13 protein-coding genes are annotated in these 14,086 nt (G+C 70.1%); 7 read left to right on the forward strand and 6 right to left on the reverse strand.

Features of this window, described 5'->3' with window-relative positions; all coding sequences use genetic code 11:
* Positions 1-146 precede the first annotated feature (146 nt).
* Positions 147-2,333 carry an ATP-binding domain-containing protein gene (locus WME85_RS33945; protein WP_437827256.1) on the reverse strand — a complete coding sequence of 729 codons (2,187 nt, stop codon included), beginning with the start codon at positions 2,331-2,333 and terminating at the stop codon, positions 147-149.
* A gap of 282 nt (positions 2,334-2,615) precedes the next feature.
* Here WME85_RS33945 and WME85_RS33950 point away from each other — a divergent pair, with 282 nt between their 5' ends.
* A complete protein-coding gene (locus WME85_RS33950) occupies positions 2,616-2,990 on the forward strand; it encodes a DUF4406 domain-containing protein (RefSeq protein ID WP_437827257.1) in 375 nt (124 codons plus the stop codon).
* Between the two features lie 33 nt (positions 2,991-3,023).
* On the opposite strand, the gene WME85_RS33955 is transcribed toward WME85_RS33950, so the two are convergent.
* Positions 3,024-4,031 carry a hypothetical protein gene (locus WME85_RS33955; RefSeq protein WP_437827258.1) on the reverse strand — a complete coding sequence of 336 codons (1,008 nt, stop codon included), beginning with the start codon at positions 4,029-4,031 and terminating at the stop codon, positions 3,024-3,026.
* Between the two features lie 108 nt (positions 4,032-4,139).
* Between WME85_RS33955 and WME85_RS33960 the strand changes: the two genes are divergently transcribed.
* From WME85_RS33960 to WME85_RS33985, 6 genes are all read left to right on the forward strand, one after another.
* A complete protein-coding gene (locus WME85_RS33960; protein WP_437827259.1) occupies positions 4,140-4,295 on the forward strand; it encodes a hypothetical protein in 156 nt (51 codons plus the stop codon).
* 147 nt (positions 4,296-4,442) lie between these two features.
* Positions 4,443-5,735 (forward strand): Gfo/Idh/MocA family protein, encoded by a 1,293-nt coding sequence (locus WME85_RS33965; RefSeq protein WP_437827260.1) that lies wholly within the window; start codon positions 4,443-4,445, stop codon positions 5,733-5,735.
* 244 nt (positions 5,736-5,979) lie between these two features.
* Positions 5,980-6,603 (forward strand): glutathione S-transferase family protein, encoded by a 624-nt coding sequence (locus WME85_RS33970; protein WP_437827261.1) that lies wholly within the window; start codon positions 5,980-5,982, stop codon positions 6,601-6,603.
* A 166-nt stretch (positions 6,604-6,769) separates the two neighbouring features.
* Positions 6,770-7,114 (forward strand): ArsR/SmtB family transcription factor, encoded by a 345-nt coding sequence (locus WME85_RS33975; protein WP_437827262.1) that lies wholly within the window; start codon positions 6,770-6,772, stop codon positions 7,112-7,114.
* 5 nt (positions 7,115-7,119) lie between these two features.
* The gene (locus tag WME85_RS33980) at positions 7,120-7,623 is read left to right on the forward strand and encodes an SRPBCC family protein (protein ID WP_437827263.1); all 504 of its coding nucleotides are present in this window, start codon (positions 7,120-7,122) and stop codon (positions 7,621-7,623) included.
* A gap of 308 nt (positions 7,624-7,931) precedes the next feature.
* Entirely contained in the window at positions 7,932-9,581 is a 1,650-nt protein-coding gene (locus tag WME85_RS33985; protein ID WP_437827264.1) for a M20 family peptidase, read from the forward strand.
* Between the two features lie 27 nt (positions 9,582-9,608).
* Here WME85_RS33985 and WME85_RS33990 read toward each other — a convergent pair whose 3' ends face one another.
* The 4 genes from WME85_RS33990 to WME85_RS34005 all read right to left on the reverse strand — a co-directional run bounded on the left by WME85_RS33990 (position 9,609) and on the right by WME85_RS34005 (position 14,039).
* Positions 9,609-10,106: a hypothetical protein gene (locus tag WME85_RS33990; protein WP_437827265.1), complete on the reverse strand. Its 498-nt coding sequence runs from the start codon at positions 10,104-10,106 to the stop codon at positions 9,609-9,611.
* Positions 10,107-10,211: 105 nt separating this feature from the next.
* Positions 10,212-10,673: a hypothetical protein gene (locus WME85_RS33995; protein WP_437827266.1), complete on the reverse strand. Its 462-nt coding sequence runs from the start codon at positions 10,671-10,673 to the stop codon at positions 10,212-10,214.
* 94 nt (positions 10,674-10,767) lie between these two features.
* Positions 10,768-11,829, reverse strand: a complete 1,062-nt coding sequence (locus tag WME85_RS34000) for a fatty acid desaturase family protein (RefSeq protein ID WP_437827267.1) — start codon at positions 11,827-11,829, stop codon at positions 10,768-10,770.
* Positions 11,830-12,191: 362 nt separating this feature from the next.
* Positions 12,192-14,039, reverse strand: coding sequence for an aspartate aminotransferase family protein (locus WME85_RS34005; RefSeq protein ID WP_437827268.1), 1,848 nt, complete (start codon positions 14,037-14,039; stop codon positions 12,192-12,194).
* Positions 14,040-14,086: the final 47 nt, after the last annotated feature.

The raw sequence follows: 14,086 nt of genomic DNA on the forward strand, positions 1-14,086 counted from the left end.
CCGCCGCGGCAACCGCCGCGGCGCGGAGCTCTCCGGATCTCACGGGCTGAGCGCCCGCCGCCCCGCCCCCCACGGCTTCATCGAGCCTCGCCGCCGTTCTCGCCCGCGTGACGTGGTCGGGCGACGGATGGCCTCGACGGAGACGATCACGCCGTCAGGCATGGGCTCCGCACCGCCTGTCGCTCCAGCCCGGCCTCCTCGGGGCCGCGCGGAGCGGCGTCGTCGAGGAGCAAGGGTGACGGTCGTCCGCTGGAGACGATCCAGAGCTGGTGCGATGTCCGCGTCACCGCCACATGGAGGCGCCTGCGCGCCTCGTCGGTCCCCGGATAGGCGCCCGCCGAGGCGTCCGTCACGATGACGTAATCGAACTCGAGCCCCTTCGCGTTGTCGAGGTCGGTGACGTCGATGCCGGGCTCGAACGAGAACTGCCCGTCGAGGACCAGCCGCGCGCTGCACGTCTCCGCGGCGAGCGCGTGCAGCTGCCTGGCGCCGTCGGCGCTGTGGGCGATGAGCGCGATGGAGGCGAGGGGCTCCCGCTCCGCGAGGTCCCGGACCGCGCCGAGGAGGAACAGGTTCGCCTGCCCCTCCTCGGGGAAGTGGAATCGCCCGACCGGCGCGCCTTCCCGCGCCGCGCGCGCGGGCGCCTCCGGGGCGAGCGCGCCGAGGAGGCGCCGCGCGAGCGCCACGACCGGCTCCGGGCAGCGGTACGAGGTCGCGAGTCGGCACGTCTCCACCTCGCTCGCCCCTACCCCGAGCGTCGAGAGCGCCGCCGGCCACCCGGCGAAGCTCGAGGACGTCTGCTGCGCCTCGTCGCCCGCGAGCGTCACGCTGCGCGTCTCGCCGAGCAGCTTGCCCAGCACGAAGAGCTCGAACAGGGAGAAGTCCTCCGCCTCGTCGAGCGTGAGGTGGGCAATCGGCGCGGCGTCGATGCCGGCGCCGAGGGCCCGCAGGAACAGCAGAATCGCGAGATCCTCGACGTCGATCGTGCCGGCGAGCTCGTCCGGCACGCCCTCCCAGACCGGCCGGCCGTCGATCCCCTTCTTCATCTCGGGGACGACGATCGTCTTGAGCTCCTTCTCGAGAGGCTCGGCCAGCTGGAGCATCGTGTGCCGCACCGTCTCCTCCACGGCAGGCCGGGTCAGGGCCCCGCCCGAGTCGGCGACGATGGCCTCGAGGAACGGCCGGTCCGTGAACAGCACGGCGAGCTTGCGGCGCAGCCGCTTGAGCGTCGCGCCCGCGGGCTTCAGGCCCTCGAAGCGCCCGAGGAGCGCGCGGTAGAGCGCCGGGTGACGCTTCAGGCTGGAGACGAGCGCCGGAGGCTCCACGCAGCGCTTCGGCAGCTGGTCGCCGAACACCTGGCGCGCGAGCTCCAGCGCCCAGTCGTCGAGCGTCCTCACCTGCGCGGCCGACGCGCCGAGCGGCTCGAGCAGCCGGGTCGAGAGCCGGGCGAGCCCCGGCTCAGGCACGATGAGCTTCATGCGGGAGAGCGGGTATTGCCGGGGCTCGGCCGCGGCGATGCGCGACAGGCGGTGGAGCGCCACGGTCGTCTTGCCGCTGCCCGCGCTGCCGAGCACGAGGAGCGGCCGCTCCGCGGGCGCCGAGACCGCAGCGAACTGGTCCGCGTCGAGCAGCGCGGTGATCTCCGCCGCGGGCGCGCGGCCCCGGGCGCCCGCCCCGACCCCGAGGCTCCCGGGGCGGGCCGCCGCCCCCGCGCCGCCGGCCGAGAGCGACCACGCCGCGGGCGCTTCGCTGCGCCAGCTGCCGTCCGCGGCGCGCGTGAGCACGAGCCCGTCGCACAGGATCCCGGTGAGCACCCCGCGCTCGACGACGACCACGCGGCGCGCCTGGACGACGCCCTCGACCTCGCGGTTCGGAAGGACCTCTTCATAAGGATCGCCCTGCCTGTACCGATAAAAGATCTTCGCGATCGGGGCGACGCGCCAGTCGACGATCCGCACGCCGGCCGGCACGTCGACGAAGCTCGCGTGGCCGAGCAGGTAATCCTTCGTTCCACCCCCCTCCTCGAGCAGGCGCAGGTGGGCGACATACGGAGACGCGGGGTCGGGCAACACCTGCTCGTGAGGCCGCTCGAGCAGGCGCTGGCGGACGCTCATCTCGAGCAGGAGCGCGGGCAGATCGTCCACGGACGCTGACGAGGCCTCGTCGCGGAGCGCGCGCAGCCCGGCGACCGATCGCAGCTCGGAGCTCCTCGAGGCGCGCGCTCTCTTCTCGCGCGCCGCCGCCAGCGAGGCGAGCGCGCGCGAGAGCAGGTCCTCTTCCTCGCGGACAATCCGCAGCGCCTCGGGCGCGAGCAGATCGCTCATCACGGCCATAGGAACCCTCCTTGGTGGAGGCGTAGGGTGAGAGTCTGGCCGTCAAAGATCAACCTCTTGAAATCTATGTTTTTTCTGGTAGATTATAATGGTGGAATTCGGCGCTGCCCCTTGCGCCGCTGAGCTCTCCCCCGCAGCGTTCCGGGGCGGTTGTCCACGAAGAGCGCGGGGCGGATGGCACGCGCGGAGGTCGACGCACGCGTTCGGCCCGCACGCGCTCCGCGCGCTCGAAGGCGCTTCACGGTCAACGCCCCATCGAGATCGAGTACCCTGCGCGGTACGATGACGAACGCCCAGCCCCTCATGATCCTCGTCGCCGGGCCCTATCGCTCCGGCACCAACGATGATCCCGCCCTGATCGCGGCCAATGTGCGCGCCATGAACGACATGGCCGTGCGCCTGTTCCGCGCCGGCCACCTCCCCGTCCTCGGCGAGTGGTTCGCGCTGCCGCTCATCGAGCACGCCGGGTCGCGGCAGATCGGGGACGAGATCTTCAACGAGATCTTCCATCCCGTCGCCCGCCGGCTCGTGGCTCGCTGCGACGCTTGCCTGCGGATCGGCGGCCCGTCGAAGGGAGCCGATGAGATGGTCGAGCTCTCCCGCTCGATGGGGAAGCAGGTCTTCTTCAGCCTGGACGAGGTCCCGAGCTGCGGTTGACGCCACGGCGCCGCGGTCAGCGCTGCAGCGCCGTCACGGCGCCGACCCCGGCCAGCCGGCCCCGACGGGGAGCGCCTGCACGTCGGGAAAGAGCATGTAGAGGCTCCGCCCCTCGGGGGTCCGCTCGTGCGGCGGCGCTGCCGTGGCCGCGGCGACGCTCGCGCGCACGGCGCGCCCGAGCGCGGCCGCGCCGTCGAGCGCCTGGCTGAGGGCGGCGAGCGCCTGCGCGAGCTCGGGCAGCGGGGCCTCGCCCGACGTGCCCCGCGCGACGAGCGCGTCGACCTCGCGGTCGTACACCCCGAGGTCCGACGGCAGCGGGTGGCGCGGTAACGCGGGCTGCGCCGCGCCCACGCCGAGCATGAACCGGCGCTTCGGCTCGGCGCCCGCCGCGCCGAGGCCGGTGACGAGCTCGAAGAGCGCCGACGCGACGCCGAAGCCGGGCTCGGCGGCCGCGAACGACGAGGCGCTCATCCCGAGGGCGTCGAGGTACTCGAGCCCCGTGTAGCTCAGCCTGGCAGAGCGCTCCGTCTCGGGCAGGGGCGGCGCGACGCGCACCTCGCCGCTCTCGAAGACGATGACGCCCGCGTGCGTGAAGTCGGCATGAGGCACGGCGAGCCGCACGCGCGCGAGCTGCGCGGCGACCTCGACCGCGGCGCCGACGTCGAAGCGGGAGCCCGGGAGGTGGCGCGCGATGCCCCCCAGCGTCATGCCCGCCGCGTCGGGCCAGGGGCAGACCGCGACGTGCCGCGGGGCGGCCTCCGCGTCGCCCGGCGCAACTACGCGCTCCAGGCCGAACGAGCTGGGCGCGAGGAGCGGCGGCGGCTGACCCGCGACGCGCCGCAGGTCGTCGAAGAGGCGCGCGCGCTGCTCGCCGTGGTCCTCGGGCACGAGCACCCGCGCGCCGAGGAGCAGCGCGACGGTGCCGCCGACGCGCGCGAGCCAGGCCTCGGGTACGCCGAGGTGCTCGTACAGGTAGGCCTCGACGATGAGCTGCCACTCGCGGGGTGACTCGGGCGGGCGGGACGCGGCGATGCGGTACATGGCGGGTGCGAGGCCTCGAAGGAAGCGTGCTCGGCCCCGGATCCACGCGCGAGACGAGCGAGCTCGTGAGACAGCGTATCCAAGCCGCGGCCCGCGCGGAACACGGCGATGCGTCGCTCCCGCCGATCCCCTCGATCCACGTCAATTTACCTCGCCGGCCCCTGCGCTGTGGTGCCGCTCGCCTCGCCCGCGTCCGGCGTGGGCCGGCTGGTGCTCGACAGGCGCTGGTCGACCGACGCGATCGGCGGGTACATCGCCGGCTGAGGCGAATGCCCGTGGCGACCTGGCCGGATACATCGCCGCCCGAGGGCGATAATCCGGCCGTGCCCGACGCTCGGCCGATGTGACGCCGTGCGAGCCTCCGGCCATCGGCAGGGCTCGAGCGCCCTTCCCATGACAAGGAGCGACTCGATGGTTGAACTGGCGGACAAGGTTTCCCGGCGCGGCCTCTTGCGGACGGCCGGCGGGGTCGCCGTCGCGGGCGCGATCGCCAAGCTGGGCGCCGCGTGCGCCAGGGCCGAGAGCAGCGCCGGCGCGTCGCCGGACTCGCCCGCGCCCGTCAAGCTGCCTCGGCTGATGGCGCCGACCGAGCGCGAATCCGAGGAGATGCCCGCCCCGCTCGCCCCGGACAAGCGCGTCGGGTACGCCATCGTGGGCCTCGGGCGGCTCTCGCTGGAGGAGATCCTCCCGGCGTTCGGTCAGTGCAAATACGCGCGGCCCACGGCGCTCGTGAGCGGAGACGCGCAGAAGGCCGCGCAGGTGGCCGGGCAGTACGGGATCGACCCGAAGAGCGTCTACAGCTACGAGACGTTCGACCGCCTGAAGGACAACAAGGCCGTCGATGTCGTCTACATCGTGCTGCCGAACAGCATGCACCACGAGTACACGATCCGCGCGGCCCAGGCGGGCAAGCACGTGCTCTGCGAGAAGCCGATGGCCAACACCTCGGCCGAGTGCGTGGAGATGATCGACGCGTGCAAGAAGGCGGGCCGCAAGCTGATGGTCGCCTATCGGCTCCAGTACGAGCCGCACCACCGCGAGATGATCCGCCTCTGCCGGTCGAAGGCGCTGGGGCCCATCAAGACGATCATGGCGGTGAACGCCCAGCACCAGGGCGACCCGAACCAGTGGCGGCTGAAGAAGGCCCTGGCCGGGGGCGGCGCGCTCCCGGACATCGGGATCTACTGCCTGAACGCGACGCGCTACCTCACGGGAGAGGAGCCGATCGAGGTGCTCGGGTCCGTCTACAGCACGCCCGACGACCCGCGCTTCCGCGAGGTCGACGAGACGGTCGACTTCTTCCTGCGGTTCCCGAGCGGGGCGCGCGCCGTTTGCTCCACGAGCTACAGCTGCCACGTGTCGAAGCGCTTCCGCGTCATGGGGCCGGAGGGCTGGGCGGAGATGGACCCAGCGTTCCCGTATCGAGGCCTCCGCATCCGCGTGTCGCGCAAGACGCCGGATCGCCCGATCGAGGACACGAGCGAGTGGAAGCTCGAGGAGAAGAACCATTTCGCCCTGGAGATGGACCACTTCGCGCAGTGCGTGCGAAAGGACAAACAGGCGCACACGCCGGGGGAGGAGGGGCTCCAGGACATGCGCCTCATGGAGGCCATCTACGCCTCGGCGCGCGAGGGGCGCCCGGTGAAGCTCGAGCCGGTCGCGGGGCTCGACGCCTTCCGGGGGCCGGCGCCGGAGGGGAGCTAGAACATCGATCACGTTGAGACCCGGAGAAATTTCACAGGGAGGCGGGGAGGCGGGGAGGAAGAAAAAAAAATAAAGTTCTTTCTCTTGCCGTCTCTCGCTCCCCGCCTCCCCGCCTCCCTGTGAAATTTCGGCTTTTTCTCGTGGTTTCAAACCGTTTGTCGCTCTAGCCAGGCGTGATGGCTTCGAGATCTGTTACTTGAAGGCTCGCGAGCGGCCGCACCGCGCGGCCGCCGATGGAGGGATCATGAAGCTATACGAGTTCGCCCCTACCCGTTCGATCCGCGCTCGCTGGGTGCTCCAGGAGCTCGGCGTCGAGTTCGAATCCATCCCCGTCAACCTCGCGGCCGGCGGACACCGCAGCCCCGAGTTCCTCGAGATCAACCCGGCCGGCAAGGTGCCCGCGCTCGTCGACGGCGACCTCGTGCTCACCGAGTCTGTCGCGATCGTCCTCTACCTGGCCGAGAAGTACCCCGACAAGGGCCTGCTCCCCGCGGATCTCCAGCAGCGAGCCCAGGTCTACCGGTGGCTCCTGTTCGCGGCGACCGAGCTGGAGCAACCGCTGTGGCGCATCGCTCGTCACACGTCGCTGTATCCGAAGGACCAGCGCCTGCCCGCCGACGTCGCCCTCGCCGGCAACGACTTCAAGGCGATGGCCGAGGTGCTGGAGAAGCACATGCAGCAGCGGCAGTTCGTCGTGGGCGACGGCCTGACCGTGGCCGACATCGTGATGGCCTACACGCTCGACTGGGCCAAGGAGGCCCGGTTGCTCGACGGCTTCCCGCAGCTCGTGGCCTACATGGAGCGGATGTACGCCCGCCCGCACGCGGCCCCGCGCATCGCCCAGGCGTTCGCCAGCCTCAAGGCCTGAGGGCAGCGCTCCAGCCGCCGTCACCGCGACGGCGGCTGGAGCGCGCCTCCCGTCGAGGCGAGGACGCCGGCCCGCGCCCCCGCGCGGCCGGCGCGTTCTTCCTTGACAAGCACGCGCCCGCGACCTATTTAACCAATAGGTTAATTAACCAATCGGTTAAGTCCACATGCCGACCGATCACCTGAGCACCACATTTGCGGCCCTGGCGGACCCGACCCGCCGGGCGATCCTGGCGCGCCTCGCCACCGGGGAACGCTCGGTCACCGAGCTCGCCGAGCCGTTCGACATGAGCATGCCCGCCGTGTCGAAGCACCTGCGGGTGCTCGAGCGCGCGGGGCTGATCGAGCGGAGGCGAGACGCGCAGTGGCGGCGGTGCCGGCTCGAGGCAGGACCGTTGAAGGAAGTGGCCGACTGGGCCGAGCACTACCGGCACCTCTGGGAAGGGCGGCTCGACCGGCTGGACAAGTACCTGCAAGAACTGACAGCGAACGAACCGACAACGAAGGAGTGAGGAACATGGTCGTAGGCAGCGCGGCGAACAGGGACAGCTTCAAGGTCACGACGCCCTCGGAGAAGGAGATCTGCATGACGCGCTTGTTCAACGCGCCGAGGCAGCTCGTGTTCGACGTGATGACGAAGCCAGAGCACGTGAAGCGGTGGTGGGGCTGCCTGGGCGAGGGCTACTCGGTGCCCGTCTGCGAGATCGACCTCCGCCAGGGCGGCAAATGGCGCTTCGTGAACCGCCACCCGCAGGGCGAGGCCGCCTTCCACGGCGAATACAAGGAGATCACGCCGCCGAGCCGGCTCGTGTTCACCGAGATCTTCGAGGACTATCCGGACACCGTCTCCGTGGTGACGACGGTCCTCACCGACGAGGGCGGCAAGACGCGGATGACGGCCACGGTGCGCTATCCGTCGCTGGAGGTTCGCGACATCGTCATGGGCACCGGAATGGCCAATGGCGCGGGCCTCAGCTACGACCGCCTCGAAGACCTGGTCGCGCAGCTGCAGCGGTCCTGAGCCTCCTCGGGTTCGTGAGCCCGTACCCGGCCCGGGACGCGCGCTTCGAGCGCGCGCAGCCGCTGGAGCGGCTCCGCTCCCATGGGGCGGGTCGTGCCCGGCTGCGGCACGATGATCGCGCCGGCCCCGCCGCGGCGAACGGAGACGCCGCCCGTGTCCCCCTCTCCGAGGCCCGAGGCTCCGGCTCGCGAATCCGACGCCGCTCGCGCTCGGCCCGAGGCCCGCGGGCGACGGCATGGCCGGCTGCTGGCTTCGTCCCCGCATAACTCGCTCGCGTTTGGGCCCTCGGATCGGCGACGATGCGCCGCATGAGCGAGGCGGTGAACAAGCATCAGAGTGGCGGCGGGGCACCGGAAGAGGCCAGCTCCGCGGGCGGAGCGGGCGCTCGCAAGAGCGCGCCGTCCATCGCGGCGAGGGCCGACAGGCCGCCGAAGCGCCGCGGCCCCGTGCGCCGTGTGCTCCGGTTCGTCGGCCTCGGCGTCGTCGCGCTGCTGCTCATCCTGGTCGTGAAGGCTCTCACCACCAGGAGCCGCCAGATCGGCGCCGAGGCGGCCGAAGGCGTACCGATCGACGAGGCGAAGGCGGCCGAGCACCTCGCGCGCGCCATCACCTTCAAGACCATCTCCGAGCAGCCCGTGACCACGCTCGATGCGCAGACGGCGCCTCCGGCCGGCGAGCAATCGACCAGCGTCGACGCGTTCCTCGGCCTGCACAGGGCGCTGGAGGAGATGTTCCCGAGGACCCACCAGACGCTCACGCGCGAGGTCGTCGGCGGGCTCAGCCTGCTCTACACATGGAAGGGCAAGGACGCCGGCAAGCCCCCGATCCTCCTCATGGCACATCAGGACGTCGTCCCCGTCGAGCCCGGGACCGAGGGCGGCTGGCAGAAGCCCCCGTTCGAGGGCACGATCGACGGTGGCTATGTGTGGGGCCGGGGAAGCATCGATTTCAAGAACGGGGTCGTCGGCATCCTGGAAGCGGTCGAGGCCCTGCTGAATCAGGGGCACTCGCCCTCCCGCACCGTGTATCTCGCCTTCGGTCACGACGAGGAGCTGGGCGGCCCGAAGGGGGCTTCCGCCATCGTCGATCTCCTCGCGTCGCGCAACGTCCGCCTCGAGTATGCCCTCGATGAGGGCATGTTCTTGACCCAGGGCATCATCAAGGGCGTCGCGAGGCCCGTGGGCCTCATCGGGCTGGCCGAGAAAGGCTATGTCAGCGTCGAGCTCGTCGTCGAGACCGAGGGAGGCCACTCCTCGGTCCCGCCGCGCCCGACCGGCGTGGGCATCCTCGCCAGGGCCATCGACCGCCTCGAGAACAACCCGATCCCCGCCAGCCTCGACGGCCCGGCGCGGCTCCTCTTCGAGACCCTCGCCCCCGAGATGCCGCTCCTCCCGAACCGCCTCATCCTCTCGAATCTCTGGCTCCTCGAGCCCGTCGCGACGCTCTCGCTGGCCGGAAACCCTGCCACCGCGGCCATGATCCGCACGACCACGGCCCCGACGATGCTGGACGGCGGGATCAAGGACAACGTCTTGCCGAAGCGCGTCCGGGCCGTCGTCAACTTCCGCATTCGCCCCGGCGAGAGCGTAGAGGCCGTCCTCGACCACGTCGGGCGCACCGTGAACGACCCGCGCGTCAAGGTGCAGATCCTCGGCGGGGGCAAGGGCAAGGAGCCCTCGCCCGTCAGCAGCGTCGAGGGCTTCGGTTACAGGTCCATCGAGAGGACCATCCGCCAGGTCTTCCCCGACGCCATCGTCGCGCCATCGCTCGTGCTCGGCGGCACCGACTCCGCCCACTACCAGCGCGTCGCCGACGGCGTGTACCGGTTCTGCCCGACGCGCCTGACGGACGAGGACCGCGCGCGCTTCCACGGGACCAACGAGCGGATCTCCGTCAAGAACTTCGCCGAGGTCGCGCGCTTCTACGCGCAGCTGATCAAGAACGCCGACGCGCCCTGAGCGCGGTGCGCCCCGCCGTCGCGCGCCTCAGGGCGCGCCGGCCTTCTCGTACCCGTAGCGGTCGGGGAGGGTCAGCCCGGGCCGTTCATCGTCCCAGGCCATGGAGCTCATCCTCCAGCCGGCCGGCGTCCTGATGAACTGGGTCGAGATGACGCCCCTCCCCTCGAACGCCTTCCCCTTCAGCGTCCCTCGCTTCTCGTACGTCGAGAGCCGGTGCGCGATGTTCCCGAACACCTCGGTGATCGCGGCGCGCTCGACCTCTCGAAAGGAGGTCAAGTCCCCCGCGTCCACCAGCTTCTGGCGGGATTCGATGAACTCGCTGACGCCCGAGATCTCGGGCGAGTCCGCGCTGTTCTTGATGAGCTTCCCCTCCTCGATGAACAGCGCGTGGATGCCCTTGTAGTTCGGCTTCGCCCCTTCCTCGAAGGAGACGCTCCGGAAGAACTCGCTGACCATCCGTTCGAATTCCGGATGCTGCTCGGGGCGCGCCGCGGTGCTCTCGGCGCGCTGATTCGGAAGCGTCATTGCATTCTCCGTTCGTGTCGATCCGCAGGATAGCGGCATCAGCGCTACCCCGAACGCCATGACCCGGGCAAGAGATCGGCTCGTCATCGCGCCCTTATACCCGCCTCAGGACCCGGGCGCGACCTCGTGAGCCGGAGGCTCCACAAATCCCCGAGCGTCCATGACCGGCGCCGGCGCGGGCGCCGGCGCCTCCTGCGGCCCACGGCTCCTCTTGAGCACGTAGGCGATGCAGAAGAGCAGGCCTATCGAGGCCGACGGGGTGATCGTCTTCAGGATGTTGGGCGTGCCGGATAGCCAGTGCACCGTCATGAACAGCGTGACCATCGCGGCGTGCGGGCCGATCGCCGCGAACACCAGGTTCGGGGTGCTCCTGCCTCTCCTCAGCACGAGCTCTATCACCAGCGTGAGGAACGACGTGGAGCAGAAGCTCAGCGCGAACTGCGCAGAGGCCGCTCGAGCCACATGAGGGAGATCGTGGCCCCAGTTGGCATACACCGCCCAGAGCCCGTATACCGTGCCTGCCAGGATGCCCATGAGGAAGGGCGTCCGGTGTCTCTTCAGGCTCATGTCACGATCCTTCCGATGTCTTGATCTTGAAGAGGGTGTCCGCGCCCGCGCGACGAGCCCGCCGCCGGCTCGTCCGAGCGGCCGCCGAGCGCGCCTACGCGCACGTCGGCCGCTTCGCGCTGAAGCTGGGCGCCGTCCTCTCCGGCGCGCTCGGCGGCGGCGCCGACGTCTCGAGGCCGCCCGCGTCGATGGGGTCCGAGGGGAGGACCTCCCGGGAGAAGACCGTCCGCAGGAACGACCAGTAGCTCCGGTTGAAGTACTGGATGTCGTGCCTGAGCGTCGTGTGCACGCGCGGGAGCTTGTCGATGGCGACGCGCGGATAGAGGTGGTGCTCGACGTGGAAGTTGTTCCCGTTCGTGAACCAGAACGACAGCCAGCTGCCCCGGATGGTCCGCGTGTTGACGAGCACGCTCCGCTTGCTCAGGTCGCAGCCGAAGTGCTCCGGCAGCTCGACCCAGAAGTGGACCGGCTCGGCGACCAGGAGCAGCGGGAGGACCCAGAGGCGGAGGGCGAGATCGCTGCGGGTGACGGCGGTGAACGCGATCGCGCCGACGATGACCGCGAGCATCGCCAGATACTCGAGGCGGATCGCCCGGCTCTCCTGCTCGTTCGCCGCGCCGTCCGGCGTCTTGCCCGCCAGCGCGCCGAGGATGTTCTTCGCGACGTTCAGGTACCGACCCAGCGAGAAGGACCGGGCGAGCACCACGAGGGGGTGCTTGCCCTTGACATTGCCATAGTTGAAGAACTCCTTGTTGGCCGGCGTCCCCAGGTTCCGATGATGCGCCAGGTGCAGGGATTTGTAGTGCGAGTGGGATACGAGCATGGGCAAGGCGCACAGGAAGCCCGCCACGCGGTTGGCGGTGCGATTCCGGAAGCCGGTGCCGTGGAGAAACTGGTGCGTGAGCTCCACCCCGTGCGCGAACATCGCGCCGACGAGCAGCGTTCCGAGGACGCTCCCGGCGATGTGCCCCGAGAGGATCCCGGCGTAGCCGGCCGAAAGGAGCAGCACGAAGACCGCCACCTTCACCGCCATCACCCACGGATCGACGCGGAGCAGCTCCTTGTCGATGGGCCTCGCGTGGCCCCGTGAGGCGACCCCAGCTTGCTTGGGGGCTTCATCCAGGCTCGAAGATTCGATGTCATGTTCGATGATCAAGAGAGTCTCCGTTGTTGAATATCTGTTGCGCCACGGCCCACGCTTCGGGTCTTTGCCAGCACCTGTCCCGAGCCGCGGCCGTCTGCAAAAAGCGGCCGCCCAACCTGCCCGGCGAGCGACGCTCGAGGCGGTCGGATGGCAGGGCTGTCCCAACATCCTCGAGAGAGGAAGTCAGCTCTGGATCAACCGTTCAGCCCGCGGCCAACCGGACCTATGTACTCCTCGGGCCACGGCGGATGGACCGCCGCGACCAGGGCGCCGGAGCGGCGCCCTCCATCACCCGGAGCGCGCGTCGTGTCGACGCGCGCCCGGCGCAGAGCGAGACGTGGGGAGCGCCCTCGGCGCTCGTCGCAATCCCCGCGTCAGACCTGTCGATGCTGGAGCGAGCCGACCCTGCGCCCGATCTCCATCAGGCGCGACAGGAACGCCCCCACCTCTCCGTCCGTGAGGTCTGCGAGAGAGGGCTCTGCCTTCCTGAAGCCCTCCAGGCTCAGTCGACTGTCCATCAGGCCGGGCGACGCTCCCGGCGGGCCATCCTTAGGCGAATCACCTCGCGCAGGCCGGAAGTCTCGGACCTCCGTGCGCGGGACGGGACGTGTGGAGTTCGTCAGCGGGAAGATCAGGTGAAAGATATCCTCGTGCCGCAGTATGTCACAAAGCCGCCGCAGCGCGACCTCGATGGACTCGATGGCCCGGTCGTCCAGGTTGATCGACGGATGGAACCGGAGGAGGTTGGTCGCGCTCCCCGTGGGTGCAATCCGGATCTGATGGGCCTTCAGCAGGTAGCCCGAGAGCAGGTAACCGAAGAGCTTGTACTGGGCCAGGGTTCGCAGGAGCGGCGAGCCCGACCCGAGCGGCGGGAAGAACTCCAGCGCGAGGAACAACCCTCGCCCGCGCACTTCCTTCGTGAGCTCGGGATACGACGCGTGGACCCTCTCGAGCGCCGCCCGCAGCCGTCGCCCCGTGGCCTCGATGTGCCTGTAGGTCGCGCCGCTGTTCTCTTCCAGGATCTCCAGGGCGGTGCGCGCGGCGCGGCACGACAGGTCGTCCTCGGAGAACGTCGAGCTGTGGTGCAGGGCGAAGTCGTGCTGGTACAGCGACGCGCGGAACATGACCGCGGTGATCTTCGCGACGCCGCCGCCGAGCGACTTCCCGAGGACGTAGTAGTCCCCCTTGAGGCCGATGCAGCTGGCCGCGAAGAAGCGGCCGGTGCGGCCCATGCCGCTCTGGATCTCGTCGAGGATGAGCGGGCACCCCTGCTCGTCGCAGAACCGACGCAGGGCCGCGCCGAACTCGGACGACACCTCGAGCACCCCCGCCTCGCCCTGGATGGGCTCGACCAGGACCCCGGCGACGGCGGACAGGCTGCGCTTGGTGAGGCGCACCGCCCCGTCCTCGACCTTGAGCCCGTAGAGGTCCAGGCTCTCCTCGCGAGAGAGCTCGGCCTTCAGCGCCTCGAGCGCATCGAGGCTGTTCAGGGGAAGGAACCTCACGTTCAGGCCGAGGTTGCGGTACGGCGGACGGGCCGCGTACGTGAGCTGGACGCTCGCCACCAGCCTGCCGTGGAACGCGTGCTCCAGGCCGACGAAGATCGGGCGCCTCGTCAGCTGTGCCTGGTTGTGCGCGAGCACGCGGCCCACGAGCTCCTCGAGGCTCCTCACGCGGCCGAACTTCGACGCGATCGACGCGTGCTCGAGCTGGCCTTCGGGCATGGAGACCTCCCCCGCCCGCGCCGCGCGCTGCACCTCCTCGAGCTCCGGGCGCAGCGCGTCCCACGCGGCGAGGAGCTTCGACATCCGGGTCACCTCAGCGTGCTTCATCGCGCACTCGATCGCCTCGGCCCCGCTGTTGGCGAAGTGCACGACGAAGCCCTCGTCGATCCCGGAGTCTCGACGAGCGACCTTCACCAGCGTCTCGGCGAGGAGCCCGGCCTCTCGCCGGATCGAGAGCTGCGCGTGCACGACCATCCCGTCCGCGAGGGCCTCCCGCAGATCGGCGATCACCCGCGGATGGTTGTGCCCGAAGAGCAACGAGCCGTTGCCTCCGACCATGTCCAGGACCTCGATCTCCTTGCCGGACTGATCGCGCAGGTAGACGTGATCCCCCTGCGCCCGGTGGTAGACCACGTCCAGGCCCATCGTCGCGAGGCTCTCCGCCAGCCGCGGTTTGACGAGCTGCCTGTACGCCAAGGAGTCACTGGAGTCGTTCATGTTCATTCAACCTTCCCGATGATGCTACCAGCCAGCGTGCCCCCTCG

Source organism: Sorangium sp. So ce1153, from assembly GCF_051521595.1.
Classification (GTDB): domain Bacteria; phylum Myxococcota_A; class Polyangia; order Polyangiales; family Polyangiaceae; genus Sorangium.

Bases quoted from the DNA above. Each gene is read 5' to 3' on its own strand.
- WME85_RS33985 (WP_437827264.1), top strand. From the start codon at position 7,932: ATGAGCGAGGCGGTGAACAAGCATCAGAGTGGCGGCGGGGCACCGGAA.
- WME85_RS33950 (WP_437827257.1), top strand. From the start codon at position 2,616: ATGACGAACGCCCAGCCCCTCATGATCCTCGTCGCCGGGCCCTATCGC.
- WME85_RS33975 (WP_437827262.1), top strand. From the start codon at position 6,770: ATGCCGACCGATCACCTGAGCACCACATTTGCGGCCCTGGCGGACCCG.
- WME85_RS33945 (WP_437827256.1), bottom strand. From the start codon at position 2,333: ATGGCCGTGATGAGCGATCTGCTCGCGCCCGAGGCGCTGCGGATTGTC.
- WME85_RS33980 (WP_437827263.1), top strand. From the start codon at position 7,120: ATGGTCGTAGGCAGCGCGGCGAACAGGGACAGCTTCAAGGTCACGACG.
- WME85_RS33960 (WP_437827259.1), top strand. From the start codon at position 4,140: ATGCGTCGCTCCCGCCGATCCCCTCGATCCACGTCAATTTACCTCGCC.
- WME85_RS34005 (WP_437827268.1), bottom strand. From the start codon at position 14,039: ATGAACGACTCCAGTGACTCCTTGGCGTACAGGCAGCTCGTCAAACCG.
- WME85_RS33955 (WP_437827258.1), bottom strand. From the start codon at position 4,031: ATGTACCGCATCGCCGCGTCCCGCCCGCCCGAGTCACCCCGCGAGTGG.
- WME85_RS33995 (WP_437827266.1), bottom strand. From the start codon at position 10,673: ATGAGCCTGAAGAGACACCGGACGCCCTTCCTCATGGGCATCCTGGCA.
- WME85_RS33990 (WP_437827265.1), bottom strand. From the start codon at position 10,106: ATGACGCTTCCGAATCAGCGCGCCGAGAGCACCGCGGCGCGCCCCGAG.
- WME85_RS33970 (WP_437827261.1), top strand. From the start codon at position 5,980: ATGAAGCTATACGAGTTCGCCCCTACCCGTTCGATCCGCGCTCGCTGG.
- WME85_RS33965 (WP_437827260.1), top strand. From the start codon at position 4,443: ATGGTTGAACTGGCGGACAAGGTTTCCCGGCGCGGCCTCTTGCGGACG.